Here is a 16,928-nt window from a genome sequence, read left to right on the forward strand (position 1 = left end):
ATCATTGATTTAAATATTTATTTATTTTTAGTTCATCTTCTAAAAATTTAATTTGCTCTTCTAACTCCTTAATTATTCTTGAATTGTCAAAGCTATCTAACAAACCACCACATCCTGGACATACAAAATTTAAATCAACAGCTTCATCAAATGTAAATCTAATATTACACTTGGGACAGTAAAAGAAAATATTGTTTTTTTCATACTCTAATTTTTCTTTTAAATTGTTTATTAATTCTTTCAATTTTTTCTTAGCTATGTAAGGTAGTTTTTCTAATGTAGGTTTCCATGTATAATAATACCAGTTTCTATCTTCTTCTTTCCATTTTTTGTAATCTACTAATCTTGCATCATACAATTTATATAACAATTTTCTTAATGTATTTAATTTAATACCTAATGCCTTAGCTAATTCATCCTCTTTTGATTCTCCCTTCTCTAACAAAACCTCCACTAACTCTAAACCTTTCTCATCTCCATCAAAAATGTTATATAGAACTTCCTGAATTAGGGGGTCATTGAGCATTTCATAAATCTTGTTTTTATCTAATTTCATACTCATCACACTTTATCCTTTTTATTTCCTCTTTAATGTTTTTTTCTTTTATTATTGTAGTTATTGGATTATTTTTTTCAATTATTGCTCCATTTTTAGGAATATCATAAAATCCTTCTATATTTGGAACAAAATATCTACCTCTTTTTTTTGCAAAGATTATTCTTTTTATAACTCTATTTTTTGGTGTTATTTTTTTATTGAATAGTAGTGATTTTGCTAAATTGTTATTTGATGAGATTTCTATTGAGTCATAAGTTCCCAATATTCTTGGATTTACATCTATAATTTTTACATCATCATCAATTAAAAAGTCAAAACCATTCATCCCTTTTAACTCAAAAATTTCAATTATATCTTCAAATATTCCAATTAATTTTTTAGGAAGTGAATAAGGCACAATATTTCCAGCATATATGCCATTAAATATAATTTGTTTGTTGAAGGTTATAAAATTATTGTTGATGAAATTTATACTGTATGAAGGAGATGAAATATACTCCTGAGCTAAAACTGGAAAAGAAAGATTGTATTTTCCTATATCTTTGTAGGATGATAGTTTAATTACCCCTTTACAATTGAAAGGTTTTATGACAATTTTTTTATATTCATCTAAAAATTTTTCCAATTGATGGATATTATTTATTTTTTTAAATTCAGGAATTGAGTAACCAAGGTTTTTGAGTTTTTTATATATGTAGTATTTATTTGATAACTTATATATAACTTTTGGACTATTTCCAACAATATTATTCCAATCAACTTTTTTGTAGTAGTGCTCAAAAACACCAGAACATATAAAAATATAATCAACATCATCAACAAGTTCATTAGCTTTTTCAATAATTAATCTTTCATTATAGTTTTCCCAGAAATTTCCATGTTTCTCTTTATTAATAAAATAGTAGTTTTCATCTGCATTTAAATCTTCTGGAGAATAGTATGATACAGAAATAACATAAAAACCTAAAGTTTTTAAAGAATTAACAACAGCTCTTGTATTTACTCCTAAAACTAATGCTTTCATAAAATTTCCTTCTTAAGTTCTTTTAGTGTAGTATTCTTCTCAGCAAATGCATCATGTCTATGGATACTCTCTAAATTTACCTGTCTAATAAAAACCTTTGTATCATCTGGAAGGTAACTAAATTCTTTAACAATATGTTTAGCCATCTCCCTAACACAGTCCTCTACAAACTTTGGATTTCCATGACTTTTAATAACTACATAGGCCTCATCATCTCTCTTTAATAATCCATATATTTCAGAGCTCATAGATTTTTTAATTATATCAATAATATCCTCAATTTTTACATTGTAACCTTCTGGAATCTCCAATATTACTTTTCCAATACCCCTTTGGTTATGTGTTGCAAAAACAACAGATTTTAAAATCTTATTAATATCTTCATCAGAAAATCCTTCTTCTTTTAGGTTTTTTATAGACAACTCTTTTATTAGATTTTGAGCACAAGGACAAGCAGTTATCCCAACAACTTCTGCACCAACTATTTTAGTAATGCTTATTTCATCTCCCTTCTTTGTACCTCTTGCTCCTGCAATTATTTTATGTATTTCTTGAGAATATTTTTTAGATACAGGGCTTTTTTCTTTAAGCATTAGCTCACTAACCATTAATACCTCTGCCTCTGTAGCATAGTCATGCTTTTTAAATAATCTTTTAACTATCTCTTCACATATTGTTTCTGTTTCATAACATTCCATTTTTATAGCTTCATCTATAATCTCCTCTATAACCTCAGGATGTCTTGACATATGAATTCCTTTTTGTGTGGAAGGAAGATTAACAGAAACTTCAAAGGTAGATAATAAAATAATAGGTCTTTTTCCATTTCTTTTAATTCTAACAAGCTTTTTTAGATTTGTCACTCCTACTCTTGTTAATGATACTTTTATATCTGGCTCTATATTTTGTATATCACATTTCCAGTTCATAATCTCACAATAAAGATATTAAATAGGTAAGACAAAGTTTTTACTTTTTATGTAGGGTATTAGTATTAGCATATAAAAATACTAATACCAATATCGTAAAGTTAATATTTTAATATTATATAGTTTAGTTTTAAAAGCATAAAACCATGTATGAGGATAATATTATGATTCAAATAACACTAATTCAGATAGATAACTATGGACCTTGGACAGTAACACCAAAGCCAAGAAGAGAGAGTGATTTACAAATCTTACAAAGTAGGTTATATGCTGACTTAAATATGCTTTTTGGAGCACATAAAGGTTTAGTGTTCTATACAAGGTTTGATAACTTAATTGCTATAACAAATGGAATTGATTTGATAACACACAAGAGAATTCAGGAAAGTATAAGGAATAGGTATCCATTTACAATAAGTATGGTTATAGCAACTGCTGAAACTCCTTATGAAGCTCAAAAATTAGCCACAGAAACACTCCAAGAGTATGGAAGTGCTCAAGATGAGAATAGAAAAGAGATTTTAGATGTGGCTAATGAGCTTGTAGATGGTTATGTGCAACTTGCTCATATAGATATAAACAATATAACTGGGAATTATACTGATGTTGTTAGTGCTTATGAAACCTACTATAATGTCAATAAAGTTAAATTACTTCTTATGGAAGAACTTTTAAAATACAAATCCTTACTTTTCTTTATTGGTGGAGATAACTTTATGTCTCCATGTAATGGCTTAGATGAGAATGATTTTTTAGAAATATTTAAAAAGATAGAAGATAAAACAAATATTCAATTAAAGGCAGGAGTAGGTATTGGAAAAACAGCAGAAGATGCTTCAAATTTGGCAGATATAGGATTAGAGAAGATTAGAGGAAAACATGTAGATAAAAATGTATGTTTTTTAAAACAGGAAACTTTGGAAATAAATTCAATCAAAAAAGGATTATTTAAAACATTTTAGGTTATTATGTATGATACCTGTCTTACTATCTTTTAAAGATAAGAAAGTTGCTATTTTTGGTTGTGGAGAAGTAGGTAAAAGAAGAGCTCTAAAATTACTAAAAGATAATGCTAAAATAACAATTTATTCAAAAACTTTTGATAAAGATATAGAAAAGACTGATAAAATCAAAAAAATAAAGATAGATATAAATAAACTATCTGATGAGGAGTTAAGAGATATCATTAAAGAGTATGATTTTATTTTAGCATGTGCAAGTGAAGATATAAACAAAAGGATTGTAAAAATTGCAAAAGAGTTAAATAAATATATTAATTCATCTAATATCTTAGATGATGTTAATTTTATTATTCCAGCATATACAGAAGTTGATGGGGTTATATTCTCTATATATACAGGAGGAAAGAGCCCATTATTGGCTAAAAATATAAGAATTTTAATTGAAAATTATTTAAAAGGATATGACTTAGATTTTATATCAAGTTTTAGAAAATTTTTAATTGAAAATATTCCAAATCAGAAGGACAGAAAAAAAATTTTAAATCTACTATTTTCAAATGAAAACTTCAAAAAAGAGCTTTTAGAGTTAATTAATAAGTATATGGGAGAGAATGATAATTTTAAAAGCTGATTATAATAAGTATAATGTAAATGAGTTAGAAAAGTTAAGATTGGATGAGGATGAATTTTATAAAAAGTGTAGAGGTGTTCTACTACAAACATGTAATAGAGTTGAAATAATATGTGAAAAATTAGAGGATATAAAAAATATAGATATGGATATTAACAAATTTGATATACTTTTAGATGATGAGGCAATTTATCATCTATTTAGGTTAGCCTCAGGTTTAGAGTCAATGATTGTTGGAGAGTATCAGATTTTAGGGCAATTGAAGGATGCATATTTAAAAGCTAAAAAACATAATGCAATATCTAAAAGGTTAGAAAAAATTATTTTAAAAGCTATTCATACAGGACAGAGAGTTAGAAATGAGACAGATATAAGTAAAGGTTCTGTTTCTATTGGTTCAGCTGCTGTTGAATTGTTAGAGAAAATAACTACTCTAAAAGATAAGAATATTTTACTTATAGGAGCAGGAGAAATGGCTAAAACTGTTATAAAGGCATTGAAAGAAAGGCATATTAAGGCAATTATTGTTGCAAATAGAACTTATGAGAAGGCTGTTGAGTTAGCTAAAGAACTAAATGGAATGGCTATAAAATTTGATAAATTAGAAGAGGCTTTAAGATATGCAGATATAGTTATATCAGCTACATCAGCTCCACATCCAATATTAACTAAAAAAAGATTAGAAAATGCAGGAGAAACAATAGTTGTGGATATAGCTATTCCAAGAGACACAACAGATGATATTAAAGAGTTAAGTAATATAAAACTTTTTACAATAGATGATTTAAAATTAGTAGCTGAGGAAAATTTAAAAAAGAGAAAAAAAGAAATTCCTAAGGTTGAAGAAATTATTAAAGAGGAGATAAATAATTTAAATAATCAACTAAATAAATTAGAAGTTGAAGAGAAGATTAAAGAGCTTATAAAAAAGATAGAGGATATTAGGGTTAGAGAAGTAAATAAAGCATTAAATTTAATGAAACACAAAAATCCTGAGGATGTTTTAAAGGACTTTTCTAAGGCATACACTAAAAAGATAATCTGTGAGATAAAAAGATATTTTAATAAATAGAATAAATAGTTTTTAATAAATAATTATGAGATATTTATGAACAATAAATATATTTTAATAGTTTTTAGTGTTGTATCAATAATTAGTTTTATTGTAGGTTATTATATTGGAACATCTTCACAATATTATTCAGAAAATGAAATTATCCAATACTTTTTTAAGAATCCTAAACCATTCTCTGTTGAAGATGTATCTATGCCAGTTACATACTATGGAACTATAAAAGGAGAATATATTGGTTATCAAATAACACCACATAATGTAAATGAAGAAGCAAGAGAATGTTTTTATAAATATTTCAAATTAAAAGATAAAAATTCAAAAGAAGCAGAAAAGTATTTAAAAAGAGGGTTATTTTTAACAGAATACTTAATATCTCAGGCAGATAAAGAAAAAGTTGAAGTTGATGGTAAAAATATAACATTTATTATTTGGAGGTATAATTTCCCATTTCCATTATATAATCTATCTAAGGGATGGTCAGGAAGTTTATGTCAAGCAGGATGTTTAAAAACATTATATTTAGCTTATGAAGCTACTGGAGATAAAAGATATTTAAAATATGCAAATTTGGCTCTAAATGCTTTTAGAGTTCCTGTAAAGGATGGTGGTTTATTAAAAATTAGAATTTATGAAAATAAAAGTTATTATTGGTATCCAGAATATGCTTCTGAAAATCCTCCTTATGTATTGAATGGTTTTATTACAGCAACATTATGGATTGGTGAGTTTGGAAATAAAACCAAAAATAAATATGCCTTATATTTATATAAGAAAGGATTAGAATCAATAAAGATATTTTTACCAATGTATGATGCAGGAGATTGGAGCTATTATGATGCATTAGGACACAAATGTAATGAACATTATGAACATTTACAAAGGCTCCAAATGTTATGGCTTTATAAAATAACAGGAGATAAAATATTTCTAAAATATTATAAGAAGTGGAAAGATTAAAAGGTGTTTATTTATGGAAATACTAAAAAAAGTGTTAAAACTTAGATTAGGAGATGATAAATTTAAAACACTAAGTAATCATGTAAAAAATTTAGATGATGCTTTATTCTCTTATATTATAAAAAGATTAGAAATTTATGAAAGTATTGTTAATAAATATAAACCAAAAGTTAGACCTGCCTTAGACCCTTATGTCTCTTCTGAATTAGGAATTTACAGAAGATTGGATGATAAAGAAATTGGCGAATTTTTAGGATATCCTGAATGTTGCATTAATTCTTTTATAAATGGGAGGGTTGTTATTGATGAAGAGCATATGAAAGAACTAAAAGAAATAAAAAACTGTCATGCAGTAGTTCTAACATCTGGATTTATTCCATGTTCTATAAAATGTCAGAGAGCAATTAAAAATAAGTTAATAGGCTATTTATCTTATGAAGATTTTGAAGTTATTTTAAAAGTTGAAGAAGAGCTTAAAAAGAATTTACCTCATTATCATTATGGATATACAGAATATTATGAAAAATTTATAATATAAAGTTGATGTCTTATGGTTGAGCTATTATCTCCAGCTAATGATTTAACATGTTTAAAAACAGCTATTAATTATGGAGCAGATGCTGTTTATTGTGGATTAAAAGAGTTTAGTATGAGAGCCAATGCTAAAAACTTTACAAGAGATGAGTTAAAAGAAGGAATAAAGTATGCTCATCTAAATAACAAAAAAGTATATTTATGCTTAAATACAGTAATCTATGAAAATGATTTAAAGAAAGTTGAAGAGATTTTAGATTTTGCAAATTCAGCTGAGGTAGATGCTGTTATAGTTAGTGATTTAGGGACTATGCAGTTAGCTAAAGAGTTTGGTTTTAGAATTCATGCAAGTGTTCAATGTAATATAACAAATTCATTAACAGCTAAGTTCTATTCTAAATTTGCTAAAAGAGTTATATTATCAAGAGAATTGACCTTAAACCAAATAAAAGAAATTAGAAATAATTTAAAAAAAGATAAAATTGATTTAGAATTGGAAGGATTTGTTCATGGAGCTTTATGTGTTGCTATAAGTGGAAGATGCTTTTTAAGCTCTTATCTCTTTGGAAGACATGCAAATTGTGGAGATTGCCTACAACCATGTAGAAGAAGATGGAAATTAATTAATGAGCATTTTGATGGAACCTATGAAGTTGTATGTGAGGGAAAATATTTATTATCTCCAAAGGATTTATGTATGATTGAGCACATTCCTAAGTTAATGGAAGTTTTTGATTCTTTTAAAATTGAAGGTAGAGCAAAAAATGTAGATTATGTTATGAGAACAACAAAAATTTATAGAGAAGCTATAAATAGTGTTTTAGATGGAACATATTATGAAAAATTAGATTACTTTAAAAAAGAGCTTCAAAAAATCTATAATAGAGAATATGATACAGGATTTTATTTCAGAGATGTAATTAAAGAGCATGATTTCCAATACAATATTGAAGGTAATGCCTCAAAATATAGAAAGATAGAGATTGGAAGAGTAGTTAATTTCTACAAAAAAATTAATGTTGCTGAAATTGAACTTTATGGTGATATAAAAGTTGGAGATACTATTTTAATAATTGGAAAAACAACTGGATGTATTGAAGAAAAAATAAAAGAAATGCAAATAAATCATAAATTTGTTGATTATGCTAAAAAAGGAGACAGAGTAGGAATTAAATTAAATCATTTAGTTAGAGAAGGAGATAGAGTATATTTATTGAAGAAAATTGTTTAAAGATAAATATACAGTTAGCAATGATGATTTATTTGTTAAAAGGAGTTATCTTAATTTTTAAACTTATTGATGTAAGTTTAAAACCACAGAGTTTTTTAGTTTAGAATGCTATAAAGAAGATTCTATAGAAAATATCATTTAATATTTATTTTACTTGTTCATAAAATATGAAATTTTATTCAAAATAGTAAAATTTATATTCCTGATAATAGAAAAATATTATTTGTAAATTATTACATGTGAGGTGATTATTCCCATGAAAAAATTAGTATCCCTATTCTTGATAGTTGGAATATTATTTTCAGTAAGTATCTGTGGGTGTATAACAGAATCATCCCATATAAAAGAAACTGAAAAAATTGAAGGCTCTAAATTGACATTATCTAAACCTAAAAATGATAATAAAAAAGTTAAAAATGTTATTTTGATGATAGGAGATGGAATGGGAATTACTCAAACATATCTTGCTGAAAGATATAAAGAAGAGATTGAAAATGGACATCTTGTAATATTAACAAACTTTAAGACAAGAGGAACAATAACTACTTACTCTTTAAGTTCTGAAGTTACTGATTCAGCCGCAGCTGGAACTGCACTTTTGTCAGGTTATAAAACTAACAACGGAATGATAAATATTCTGCCTAATGGTTCAATACCAAGAAAGACACTTGGAGAAATTGCAAAAGAAAAAGGAAAGTCTGTAGGTATTGTAACAACAACAAGGGTAACTCATGCTACTCCAGCATCAGTTTATGCCCATATAAAAGATAGAGAGGAAGAGGATAAAATTGCTGAACAGCTTTTAGAATTTGAGCCAGATGTTGTTCTTGGTGGAGGATTAGAGTACTTTATACCAAAAGATGAAAAAGGAAGTAAAAGAAAAGACAATAAGAATCTTATTGAAGAATTTAAAAAGAAGGGTTATACTATTGTTTATAATAAAGAAGAGTTAGAAAAAGTAAATCCAGAAAATACTAAGAAATTATTAGGATTGTTTTCTATGTCTCACATGGCTTATGAGATAGATAGGGAAAATATTCCTGAATATCAAAATCAACCATCATTGGCTGAAATGACTAAAAAAGCATTAGAAATATTAGATAAAAATCCAAATGGTTTCTTTTTAATGGTTGAAGGTGGAAGAATAGACCATGCTTGTCATGCTCATGATGCTAAATCAGAGATTATGGATACAATTGCGTTTGATGAAGCTGTTAAAGTAGCTCTTGATTATCAAAAGAAGCATCCAGATACATTAATTATTGTCACAGCAGACCATGAAACTGGAGGATTAAGTATAGGTAGAGGAACAGGATATTATGCAAATATAACAGCTTTAAAACCTATTGATGCAAGTATTGGATTTATGAGCAAAGAAATCTTAAAAAATCCAAATAAAGAGTTTGTTTTAAATCTGATTAAAACCTATTGGCATATTAATTTAACTGATAAAGAGAAAGAGCTTTTATTTAAATATCCACTAACATCAAAGATAAACGATTCAAACCTTTTAAATAACTATCCAAAAATAAACCATTACGTACATTGCTGGGCTGGTTTTGCTCTATCTGAAATTGAGAGTAGAAGAGCAAATATTGGATGGACTTCATTTGCACACACAGCAGTTCCTGTTCCAGTGTATGCAAAAGGTCCTGGAGAAGAGATGTTTGAGGGCTTTTACGACAACACAGATATACCAAAGAAGATAGAGCAAATTTGGACATAAATACATATTATTTTTTAATAATCTTTATTTAATCTTTATTTTTATTATTATAATCTTTTAATTTTGGTGGTTAAATGATTAAAGTTTTAAGAGTTGATGCATCAAATTTTAATAAAAATGTTGGTGATGTTGTAAAAAAAGGAGAAGTTATTGGATATTTAAAAAATCTACCAGTTGTTTCAGATATTAACGGAATAATTGACTGTATATACTTTGATGAAGACAATCATGAATTGGAAATTGTTATTTTAAGTAGAAATGGTGAAAATAATGAAGGTAAATTCTAAAATAAAGCTTGAACTAATCTTTTTAACCTTAGTTACGATATTTTCAATTTTTATAATTCTTTACTCTCCACTTTATAAAAATACTAATGATTATTATTCAAAAAAAGGAGTAGTGATAAAAACAGAAGATAATTTAGATTATAATGGAGTTGTTAAAATTGGTTTTCAAGATGTATGGGTTAAACTTTATGATAGTGGAAAAGTTTTAAAGTTTAGTAATGTTCTAAGAGGTAATTGGTTATTAGATAATTATTTTGAAAAAGGTGATAATGTTTTAGTTATATATAAAAAAGACACACCTATATATCTTACTTATGATAGGGTTGAGTATTTTTTATATTTTATTTTAATGTTTTTAGGGTTAATTTTGATTATTGGGCAGTTTAGAGGTTTTAAAACTGCTATTTCTTTATTATTTACTGTGGTTATGATATTCTACATTCTCCTTCCATTGATTATTAATGGATATAGTCCTATAACATTAACAATAACCATTATTGGGATTATAATATTTGTGTGCTTTTTTATCTTATGTGGATTTAACAAAAAGGTAGTATCTTCTTCACTTGGAACAATACTTGGAATTGTTGTTTCTGGATTGTTAGGTTATATTGGAATAAAGTTAATGAAACTACCACCTGGTGGATTTTCAGAATTTGTTCAGATGATTTTATTCACAGGATACTATATGGATTTTTATGGAATTTTAATTTCTTCAATCATTTTAGCATCTCTTGGAGCTATTATGGATGTTGCCATTGATATATCCTCTGGATTGTATGAGATAAAAAGACATAAACCAGATATATCATTTAAAGAGCTTTTTGAAAGTGGGATGAATATTGGTAAGGATATAATGGGAACTATGGCAAATACTTTGATTTTAGTATATGTAGGCTCTTTAATAGCTCCTATTTTATATTTTATGATTAAAGGAACTCCAATAGACATAATACTTAGCTATAATTTTATTGCATCAGAAATATTGGCAAGTTTATGTGGAAGTATTGGTATTGTATTAACAATTCCATTAACTGCACTTATAGCTGCCTATCTATATAGTTCATAAAATATGAAATTTTATTCAAAATAGTAAATTTTTTATATAAGTTTGAAGTTTATTAACTAATGTCAGTCATTCATAAAAAATGACCTTTTGGTGATAGATTGTTAAAAAAGTTCTTAGCAGTTCTATTAGCTTTGGCAATGATAGTTCCAATAATTAGCTTAGCAGGTTGTGTTGGAGGAGGTAATGAAAAGACAACAACTGTAAATACTAATGAAAAACCTAAAACCATTATTATAAGAACAGCAGGAGCTACATTTCCAATGTATCAAATCCAAAAATGGATAGAAGACTATCAAAAAACTCATCCAAATGTTAAAATTGAATATGAAGGAGGAGGTTCAGGATACGGTCAAGAAGCATTTTTAAAAGGATTAACTGATATTGGAAGAACAGACCCACCAGTTAAAGAAGATATGTGGAAAAAATTCTTACAAACAGGAGACCAACCTTTACAGTTTCCTGAAATTGTTGGAGCAGTTGTAGTTACATACAATATCCCAGAGATTGGAAATAAAACATTAAAATTAAGTAGAGATGTTTTAGCAGATATCTTTTTGGGTAAAATAGAATACTGGGATGATGAAAGAATCAAAAAATTAAACCCAGATATAGCTAATAAACTACCACACAAGAAGATAATAGTTGTTCATAGAAGTGATGCAAGTGGAACAACAGCCATATTTACAACATATTTAAGTTTAATAAGCAAAGAATGGGCAGAAAAAGTTGGAGCTGGAAAAATTGTTAATTGGCCAGTTGATAAAATGGGGAGAGGTGTAGCTGGAAAGGGTAACCCTGGAGTAGTTGCGATAGTAAAATCAACACCATACTCAATAGCTTATACAGAGTTATCATATGCAATTAAAAATAATTTACCAGTTGCAGCATTAGAAAATAAAGAAGGAAATTATGTTAAACCAACAGATGAAACTATAAAAGCTGCTGTTTCAGCAGTTAAGGCAAACATTCCAAATCCAACAGAAGGTTATAAGGAAGATTTAAAACAGATGTTAGATGCTCCTGGAAAAGATTCATATCCAATTGTTGCATTTACACACTTGTTAGTTTGGGAAAATAAAAATGGAAAGCATTATTCACCAGAAAAAGCTAAGGCTATAAAAGAGTTCTTAACTTGGGTTTTAACAGAAGGACAAAAACCTGAACATTTAGCTCCTGGATATGTAGGATTACCAAAAGATGTTGCTCAAATAGGATTGAATGCTGTTAATATGATTAAAGAATAATTTCTTTCTTTTTTTACCTTTTTTGGAGAGTGTCAAGTTAAGCTTTTATTAATATATCGATAAAAAATAGTAAAATATGAAGCTCACGATAGAAGTCTTAAAGGAGAGAATCGAAGAGGAGAAGATTTTTAAAAGGAATAAGAAGTCGATAGAAGTTAAAATCTTAGCTGGGATTTTGTATTACCTTGGACTATCGTTGAGGAAAGTAAGTTTGTTTCTTTCCCAATTCGAAAGTATAAGCCATGAGTCGGTTAGGACTTATTATCACAAGATTAAAGAGGTTTTAAACGAACCTGAAAGAAAGGAAAGATACGCAATTGCAATCGATGAGACCAAACTAAAGATTGGAAATGAAGTTATTTACGTATGGTCTGCTATTGATGTTGAATCGAAAGAGTGCTTGGGAGTTTATGTTTCTGAAACAAGAAACTACCTCGATACTATATTATTCGTTAAGAGCATATTAAAATTTTGCTCTAATAAGCCGAAGATTTTGGTCGATGGTGGAAGATGGTATCCGTGGGCATTGCAAAGATTGGGTTTAGAATTTGAAAGAGTCAGATTCGGACTGAGAAATTGTGTAGAAAGCTTTTTCTCACTACTCAAACGAAGAACTAAAGCATTTTATAATAGGTTTCCTAATAACAGCAAATTCGATACAGTTGTTAGCTGGATTAAAAGTTTCATGATGTTCTACAATTGGTTGAAGTCGTTAACTTGACAGTGTCCCTTTTTTGAATAAAAATTTTTATATAACATTCTAAGATTTTATTATATATACTAAACTCTTTTTTAGGTTTTTATTATGAGATACTTTAAAATCTTAAATAATGAGAGATATACTAAGTTTTTGATAGCTAAGAGTATAGAAGTTGAAGATTTTAAAGATTTAGATTTGGAAGAATTATTTAATTTACATTCTAAATATTTGAAAATATTATATAAGAATTTAGATAAAGAAGATATTCAAATTGCTTCACCAAACTTATTAGATTTAAAGATAGAGATAGCTAATAGAATATTTAAGAATTGCTATTTTTGTGAGCATAGATGTTATGTGAATAGAGAAAAAGAGAAAGGATTTTGTAGAATAAGAAGAAGTTGCTATTCAACTGAGTTTTTGCATTATGGAGAGGAAGATATTTTAATTCCTTCTCATACAATATTTTTCTGTGGATGTAACTTTAAATGTGTATTTTGTCAAAATTGGGACATATCTCAGGTTTATTTTGAGAATATTCCTCATAATTGTAAGATATACAATCCAAAAGAAATGGCTAAAATTATTGAAGTTAGAAGAGGTAGAAATGTAAATTTTGTTGGTGGTGAGCCAACACCTCACCTACATAAAATTTTAGAAACATTAAAATATATTAATATAAACATTCCAATTGTCTGGAATTCTAATTTTTATTTAACTCCTGAAGGTATTGAGCTATTAAAAGGTGTTGTTGATATCTATTTAACTGATTTTAAATTTGGAAATAATAAATGTGGTGAAAGATTATCAAAAGTGAAGAATTACTTTGATATATTAAAAAGAAATCATCTATTAATTAAGGATGAAGAGATAATAATAAGACATTTAGTTATGCCAAATCATTTAATTTGTTGCACAAATGAAATCTTTAGATTTATCTCAAAAAATTTAAAAAATGCATTAGTTAATGTTATGTTCCAATATCGTCCTGAATATAAAGCTAAGTTTTATAGAGATATAAGTAGAACTTTAACTTATGATAAGATGATATTAGCTTTGGAATTGGCTAAAAAATATAAATTAAATCTTATCTAAATCTAACTCAAAGACAGCAACTGGAAACTCTATTTCAAAGTTAGTTATAACCTCTGGATGAATCTCCCCAAAGAATCCTATAACTTTATCATCTACAACAACTTTTCCACATCTACCTTTTATAAAAGAAGGATGTTCATATCTCTCAATTTCATAATTTAATTTTAACTCTCTCAATAATCCTTCACAAATTGCCTTTATATCATTAACACTTGCCTCATTATCTAAAATAGCTGCACAAATCTTTTTAATCTCTCTTACTCTATTCTCTTGTTCTAAATCAATTTCTACACAATCACCAATTTCAAATATTTTTAATGGAAAGGCTTTATGTTGATTTATTTTTAATGTTTCTAATATTTGTGGGAGTAGTGATTTTCTTAAAATTCTATGTTCAATACTTGCAGGCTTTAAAACTTCAATATAGTTATTATCTTCTATATTCATATTTTTAAATAATATTTTGTCATTAGATAACATTAAGTTAATAACTTCATAAAAACCAAAACCAACCATAATATCTCTAATATTATCCAGCTTTTTCTCAAATTTATCTAACTCACCTATTGTAGCTATTGGTGGATATTCTCCCTTAAATTTGTCATATCCATAAGATATTGCTACCTCCTCAGCTATATCTCTCTCTTCAAATATATCTACTCTATAGGGTGGAATATATACTCTTAATTTATCTCCTAAAAAATCTGCATCCATCTTAGCTCTTCTTAAATAATTTATAATTATTCCTGGTTGTAAATTTAACCCTAAAATTTTGTTTATATTTTTATAATCAACATCTAAACTATCATAATCTAATTTAGGATATACCTCTTTTTTATTTTCTTTATATATAACTTCAACACTGTGAATTTTTGCATATTTTCTCTCAGATAGAGCAGTTACTAAAATATTTAAAGTCTTTTCAACTGCATACTTGTCAGTCCCAGTTACATCAATTAATATATTTCTTGTCTTTTCTGTAACTCTTGTTAGTTCTCCATTTATTATTGGAGGAAGTGAGAGAACTTTCCCTTCCTTATCTACTATAACTGGAAATTTATCTTTTATTAAATGCCTATATTTAATACCTTTTTCATGCTTTTCTAAAATCTCTCTTGCAGATAACTCCTCATCAAAACCTAATGGGACAAATCTTATATCCTCAACTTCTTTATAGTAAAATGGTGGTTGCACTTTATCAAAGTCATGAACACCAATAGCTACTTTTTTTCTATCTCTACCTAACACCCAGTGTAATTTTTCTTGTAAATTTATAATACTCTCTAAAACATACTCATCAATAATTATTCCTTTAATTAATGCCATAGCTATATATGGCCTTGTTTTAACATCTTCAACATAAAGTTTTATATCACTCTTCTCTACATCATACTTAGTTAATCCTAAATCAACTCCTATAAATCCTCTAAAACCTCTGGCTAAACCTTCAATACTTAAATAATCAGGCCTATTTGGATTTATTGAAAATTGAATAATTTTCTCTCCATCTTCTTCATAAATATCTTCTACCTCAACTCCCATTAAAGGAAACTTTTCTTCAATATATTTATCTGAGAGTGGCATATTCACCAATCTCTCTAAGTCATACTTCTTTATATTCACTGTTGGCATGTTATACACCTACTTTCATATATTTTAATCTATGCATTTTATGACCAAAAGTTATAAATACTTTATATTTAGTTTATAGAGCTAATAAAAATTAATGTTTTATATATAAGCTTTCTATTTTTAAAACACAATAATAATATATTTAAGGGTTGATAAAGATGCCAGCACCAAGATATAGGTCAAGAAGTTATAGAAGAGTCTATAGAAGAACACCAGGAGGAAGAATAGTTATACATTATGAAAGAAGAAAGCCTGATAAACCAAAATGTGCAGTTTGTGGAGCAGAATTGCATGGAGTTCCAAGAGGAAGACCTGTTGAGATTAGAAAATTACCAAAAACACAAAGAAGACCTGAAAGACCTTATGGAGGCTATTTATGCCCAAAATGTTTAAAAAGATTAATGATTGAAAAAGCCAGAAACTTTGGGAAATAATGATTATCACAATAGGAGGACTTCCTGGAACTGGAACTACAACTATTGCTAAAAAAATAGCTAAAACATTTAATTTAAGGTATGTTTGTGCAGGTTTAATTTTTAGAGAGATGGCAAAAGAAATGAATATGTCCTTAGAGGAGTTTAGTAAGTATGCTGAAAAACATAAGGAAATAGATGAGGAAATAGATAGAAGACAGATAGAGTTAGCTAAAAAAGGAAATATAGTTTTAGAAGGTAGATTGGCAGCTTGGATGCTTTTAAGGGAAGGTATAAAACCAGATTTATCTATTTGGTTTAAAACACCTATTGAAATAAGAGCAGAAAGAATAGCTAAAAGAGAAAATCAAAGTTTTGAAGAAGCTTTAGAAAAAATGAAGTTAAGAGAAGAAAGTGAAAAAAAAAGATACAAAGATATATATAATATAAATTTAGATGATTTATCTATCTATGACTTGGTTATAGATACATCAAAATGGGATATTAGGGGAGTGTTTAATATTGTCTCTATGGCAATATTAAACCTCCCTCATTTAGAGGATGAATTGTGATTCGCGAGAATCACAAGAACAAAAAATGAGGTGAGGTTATGGCAGCTATAGAAGTTGGTAGAGTTTGTATAAAAACATCAGGAAGAGAAGCAGGAAAAGTTTGTGTAATTGTTGATGTTATAGACAAAAACTTTGTATTAGTTGATGGAGAAGTTAAAAGAAGAAGATGCAATATAAAGCATTTAGAACCAACAGACAAAAAAGTAGATATTCAAAAAGGAGCTTCAACAGAAGAAGTAAAGTTAGCATTAGATGCAGCAGGATTATTAAATAAAGAATAAAAATAAT

Annotated in this window: 19 protein-coding genes; 15 read left to right on the forward strand and 4 right to left on the reverse strand. The window is 27.4% G+C overall.

The genetic code is table 11. From position 1 onward, the window contains the following. Window position 1 precedes the first annotated feature (1 nt). Genes tfe through mptA form a run of 3 tightly spaced genes read right to left on the reverse strand, consistent with a single transcriptional unit; the run spans window position 2 to window position 2,512 of the window. Complete coding sequence (gene tfe, locus ACPB8Q_RS06245; RefSeq protein WP_423792325.1) at window positions 2–556, reverse strand: transcription factor E; 555 nt, start codon at window positions 554–556, stop codon at window positions 2–4. Further along, entirely contained in the window at window positions 543–1,583 is a 1,041-nt protein-coding gene (locus tag ACPB8Q_RS06250) for an ATP-grasp domain-containing protein (RefSeq protein WP_423792326.1), read from the reverse strand. The genes tfe and ACPB8Q_RS06250 overlap by 14 nt, the downstream gene beginning before the upstream one ends. Beyond that, window positions 1,580–2,512, reverse strand: a complete 933-nt coding sequence (gene mptA / locus ACPB8Q_RS06255; protein WP_423792327.1) for a GTP cyclohydrolase IV — start codon at window positions 2,510–2,512, stop codon at window positions 1,580–1,582. Before mptA ends, ACPB8Q_RS06250 begins: the two co-directional genes overlap by 4 nt. A 164-nt stretch (window positions 2,513–2,676) precedes the next feature. On the opposite strand from mptA, the gene ACPB8Q_RS06260 reads away from it, so the two are divergent. From ACPB8Q_RS06260 to ACPB8Q_RS06315, 12 genes are all read left to right on the forward strand, one after another. After that, complete coding sequence (locus ACPB8Q_RS06260) at window positions 2,677–3,474, forward strand: GTP cyclohydrolase III (RefSeq protein ID WP_423792328.1); 798 nt, start codon at window positions 2,677–2,679, stop codon at window positions 3,472–3,474. 10 nt (window positions 3,475–3,484) lie between these two features. Continuing rightward, complete coding sequence (locus ACPB8Q_RS06265; RefSeq protein WP_423792329.1) at window positions 3,485–4,105, forward strand: precorrin-2 dehydrogenase/sirohydrochlorin ferrochelatase family protein; 621 nt, start codon at window positions 3,485–3,487, stop codon at window positions 4,103–4,105. Continuing rightward, on the forward strand, window positions 4,086–5,177 hold the full coding sequence (hemA, locus tag ACPB8Q_RS06270; protein ID WP_423792330.1) for a glutamyl-tRNA reductase: 1,092 nt from the start codon (window positions 4,086–4,088) through the stop codon (window positions 5,175–5,177). Before ACPB8Q_RS06265 ends, hemA begins: the two co-directional genes overlap by 20 nt. Before the next feature lie 36 nt (window positions 5,178–5,213). Continuing rightward, the gene (locus ACPB8Q_RS06275; protein ID WP_423792331.1) at window positions 5,214–6,137 is read left to right on the forward strand and encodes a D-glucuronyl C5-epimerase family protein; all 924 of its coding nucleotides are present in this window, start codon (window positions 5,214–5,216) and stop codon (window positions 6,135–6,137) included. A gap of 13 nt (window positions 6,138–6,150) precedes the next feature. Then, window positions 6,151–6,675 (forward strand): DUF483 domain-containing protein, encoded by a 525-nt coding sequence (locus ACPB8Q_RS06280; protein ID WP_423792332.1) that lies wholly within the window; start codon window positions 6,151–6,153, stop codon window positions 6,673–6,675. Between the two features lie 12 nt (window positions 6,676–6,687). Then, window positions 6,688–7,902, forward strand: a complete 1,215-nt coding sequence (locus ACPB8Q_RS06285; protein WP_423792333.1) for a U32 family peptidase — start codon at window positions 6,688–6,690, stop codon at window positions 7,900–7,902. Between the two features lie 256 nt (window positions 7,903–8,158). Continuing rightward, a complete protein-coding gene (locus ACPB8Q_RS06290; protein ID WP_423792334.1) occupies window positions 8,159–9,628 on the forward strand; it encodes an alkaline phosphatase in 1,470 nt (489 codons plus the stop codon). A 74-nt stretch (window positions 9,629–9,702) separates the two neighbouring features. Further along, window positions 9,703–9,915 (forward strand): hypothetical protein, encoded by a 213-nt coding sequence (locus tag ACPB8Q_RS06295; protein WP_423792335.1) that lies wholly within the window; start codon window positions 9,703–9,705, stop codon window positions 9,913–9,915. Beyond that, the gene (locus ACPB8Q_RS06300; RefSeq protein WP_423792336.1) at window positions 9,899–10,984 is read left to right on the forward strand and encodes a YibE/F family protein; all 1,086 of its coding nucleotides are present in this window, start codon (window positions 9,899–9,901) and stop codon (window positions 10,982–10,984) included. Before ACPB8Q_RS06295 ends, ACPB8Q_RS06300 begins: the two co-directional genes overlap by 17 nt. A gap of 137 nt (window positions 10,985–11,121) precedes the next feature. Further along, window positions 11,122–12,228, forward strand: a complete 1,107-nt coding sequence (gene pstS, locus ACPB8Q_RS06305) for a phosphate ABC transporter substrate-binding protein PstS (protein WP_423793422.1) — start codon at window positions 11,122–11,124, stop codon at window positions 12,226–12,228. A gap of 76 nt (window positions 12,229–12,304) precedes the next feature. Further along, window positions 12,305–12,949: an IS6 family transposase gene (locus tag ACPB8Q_RS06310; protein ID WP_423792337.1), complete on the forward strand. Its 645-nt coding sequence runs from the start codon at window positions 12,305–12,307 to the stop codon at window positions 12,947–12,949. An 84-nt stretch (window positions 12,950–13,033) separates the two neighbouring features. Beyond that, entirely contained in the window at window positions 13,034–14,023 is a 990-nt protein-coding gene (locus ACPB8Q_RS06315; protein ID WP_423792338.1) for a radical SAM protein, read from the forward strand. Here ACPB8Q_RS06315 and pheT read toward each other — a convergent pair. After that, the gene (gene pheT, locus ACPB8Q_RS06320; RefSeq protein ID WP_423792339.1) at window positions 14,009–15,655 is read right to left on the reverse strand and encodes a phenylalanine--tRNA ligase subunit beta; all 1,647 of its coding nucleotides are present in this window, start codon (window positions 15,653–15,655) and stop codon (window positions 14,009–14,011) included. The genes ACPB8Q_RS06315 and pheT overlap by 15 nt on opposite strands. Window positions 15,656–15,813: 158 nt before the next feature. On the opposite strand from pheT, the gene ACPB8Q_RS06325 reads away from it, so the two are divergent. From ACPB8Q_RS06325 to ACPB8Q_RS06335, 3 genes are read left to right on the forward strand one after another with little or no spacing between them, the layout of a single operon-like run. Then, window positions 15,814–16,089: a 50S ribosomal protein L34e gene (locus ACPB8Q_RS06325; RefSeq protein ID WP_423792340.1), complete on the forward strand. Its 276-nt coding sequence runs from the start codon at window positions 15,814–15,816 to the stop codon at window positions 16,087–16,089. After that, the gene (gene cmk / locus ACPB8Q_RS06330) at window positions 16,089–16,640 is read left to right on the forward strand and encodes a (d)CMP kinase (protein WP_423792341.1); all 552 of its coding nucleotides are present in this window, start codon (window positions 16,089–16,091) and stop codon (window positions 16,638–16,640) included. The genes ACPB8Q_RS06325 and cmk overlap by 1 nt, the downstream gene beginning before the upstream one ends. Window positions 16,641–16,678: 38 nt before the next feature. Continuing rightward, complete coding sequence (locus tag ACPB8Q_RS06335) at window positions 16,679–16,921, forward strand: 50S ribosomal protein L14e (protein ID WP_423792342.1); 243 nt, start codon at window positions 16,679–16,681, stop codon at window positions 16,919–16,921. Window positions 16,922–16,928: the final 7 nt, after the last annotated feature.

The sequence above is a fragment of the Methanocaldococcus indicus genome (assembly GCF_049554935.1).
Lineage (GTDB): Archaea > AGJL01 > Methanococci > Methanococcales > Methanocaldococcaceae > Methanocaldococcus > Methanocaldococcus indicus.

Bases quoted from the DNA above. Each gene is read 5' to 3' on its own strand.
- tfe (WP_423792325.1), bottom strand. From the start codon at position 556: ATGAAATTAGATAAAAACAAGATTTATGAAATGCTCAATGACCCCCTA.
- ACPB8Q_RS06250 (WP_423792326.1), bottom strand. From the start codon at position 1,583: ATGAAAGCATTAGTTTTAGGAGTAAATACAAGAGCTGTTGTTAATTCT.
- mptA (WP_423792327.1), bottom strand. From the start codon at position 2,512: ATGAACTGGAAATGTGATATACAAAATATAGAGCCAGATATAAAAGTA.
- ACPB8Q_RS06260 (WP_423792328.1), top strand. From the start codon at position 2,677: ATGATTCAAATAACACTAATTCAGATAGATAACTATGGACCTTGGACA.
- ACPB8Q_RS06265 (WP_423792329.1), top strand. From the start codon at position 3,485: ATGATACCTGTCTTACTATCTTTTAAAGATAAGAAAGTTGCTATTTTT.
- hemA (WP_423792330.1), top strand. From the start codon at position 4,086: ATGATAATTTTAAAAGCTGATTATAATAAGTATAATGTAAATGAGTTA.
- ACPB8Q_RS06275 (WP_423792331.1), top strand. From the start codon at position 5,214: ATGAACAATAAATATATTTTAATAGTTTTTAGTGTTGTATCAATAATT.
- ACPB8Q_RS06280 (WP_423792332.1), top strand. From the start codon at position 6,151: ATGGAAATACTAAAAAAAGTGTTAAAACTTAGATTAGGAGATGATAAA.
- ACPB8Q_RS06285 (WP_423792333.1), top strand. From the start codon at position 6,688: ATGGTTGAGCTATTATCTCCAGCTAATGATTTAACATGTTTAAAAACA.
- ACPB8Q_RS06290 (WP_423792334.1), top strand. From the start codon at position 8,159: ATGAAAAAATTAGTATCCCTATTCTTGATAGTTGGAATATTATTTTCA.
- ACPB8Q_RS06295 (WP_423792335.1), top strand. From the start codon at position 9,703: ATGATTAAAGTTTTAAGAGTTGATGCATCAAATTTTAATAAAAATGTT.
- ACPB8Q_RS06300 (WP_423792336.1), top strand. From the start codon at position 9,899: ATGAAGGTAAATTCTAAAATAAAGCTTGAACTAATCTTTTTAACCTTA.
- pstS (WP_423793422.1), top strand. From the start codon at position 11,122: ATGATAGTTCCAATAATTAGCTTAGCAGGTTGTGTTGGAGGAGGTAAT.
- ACPB8Q_RS06310 (WP_423792337.1), top strand. From the start codon at position 12,305: ATGAAGCTCACGATAGAAGTCTTAAAGGAGAGAATCGAAGAGGAGAAG.
- ACPB8Q_RS06315 (WP_423792338.1), top strand. From the start codon at position 13,034: ATGAGATACTTTAAAATCTTAAATAATGAGAGATATACTAAGTTTTTG.
- pheT (WP_423792339.1), bottom strand. From the start codon at position 15,655: ATGCCAACAGTGAATATAAAGAAGTATGACTTAGAGAGATTGGTGAAT.
- ACPB8Q_RS06325 (WP_423792340.1), top strand. From the start codon at position 15,814: ATGCCAGCACCAAGATATAGGTCAAGAAGTTATAGAAGAGTCTATAGA.
- cmk (WP_423792341.1), top strand. From the start codon at position 16,089: ATGATTATCACAATAGGAGGACTTCCTGGAACTGGAACTACAACTATT.
- ACPB8Q_RS06335 (WP_423792342.1), top strand. From the start codon at position 16,679: ATGGCAGCTATAGAAGTTGGTAGAGTTTGTATAAAAACATCAGGAAGA.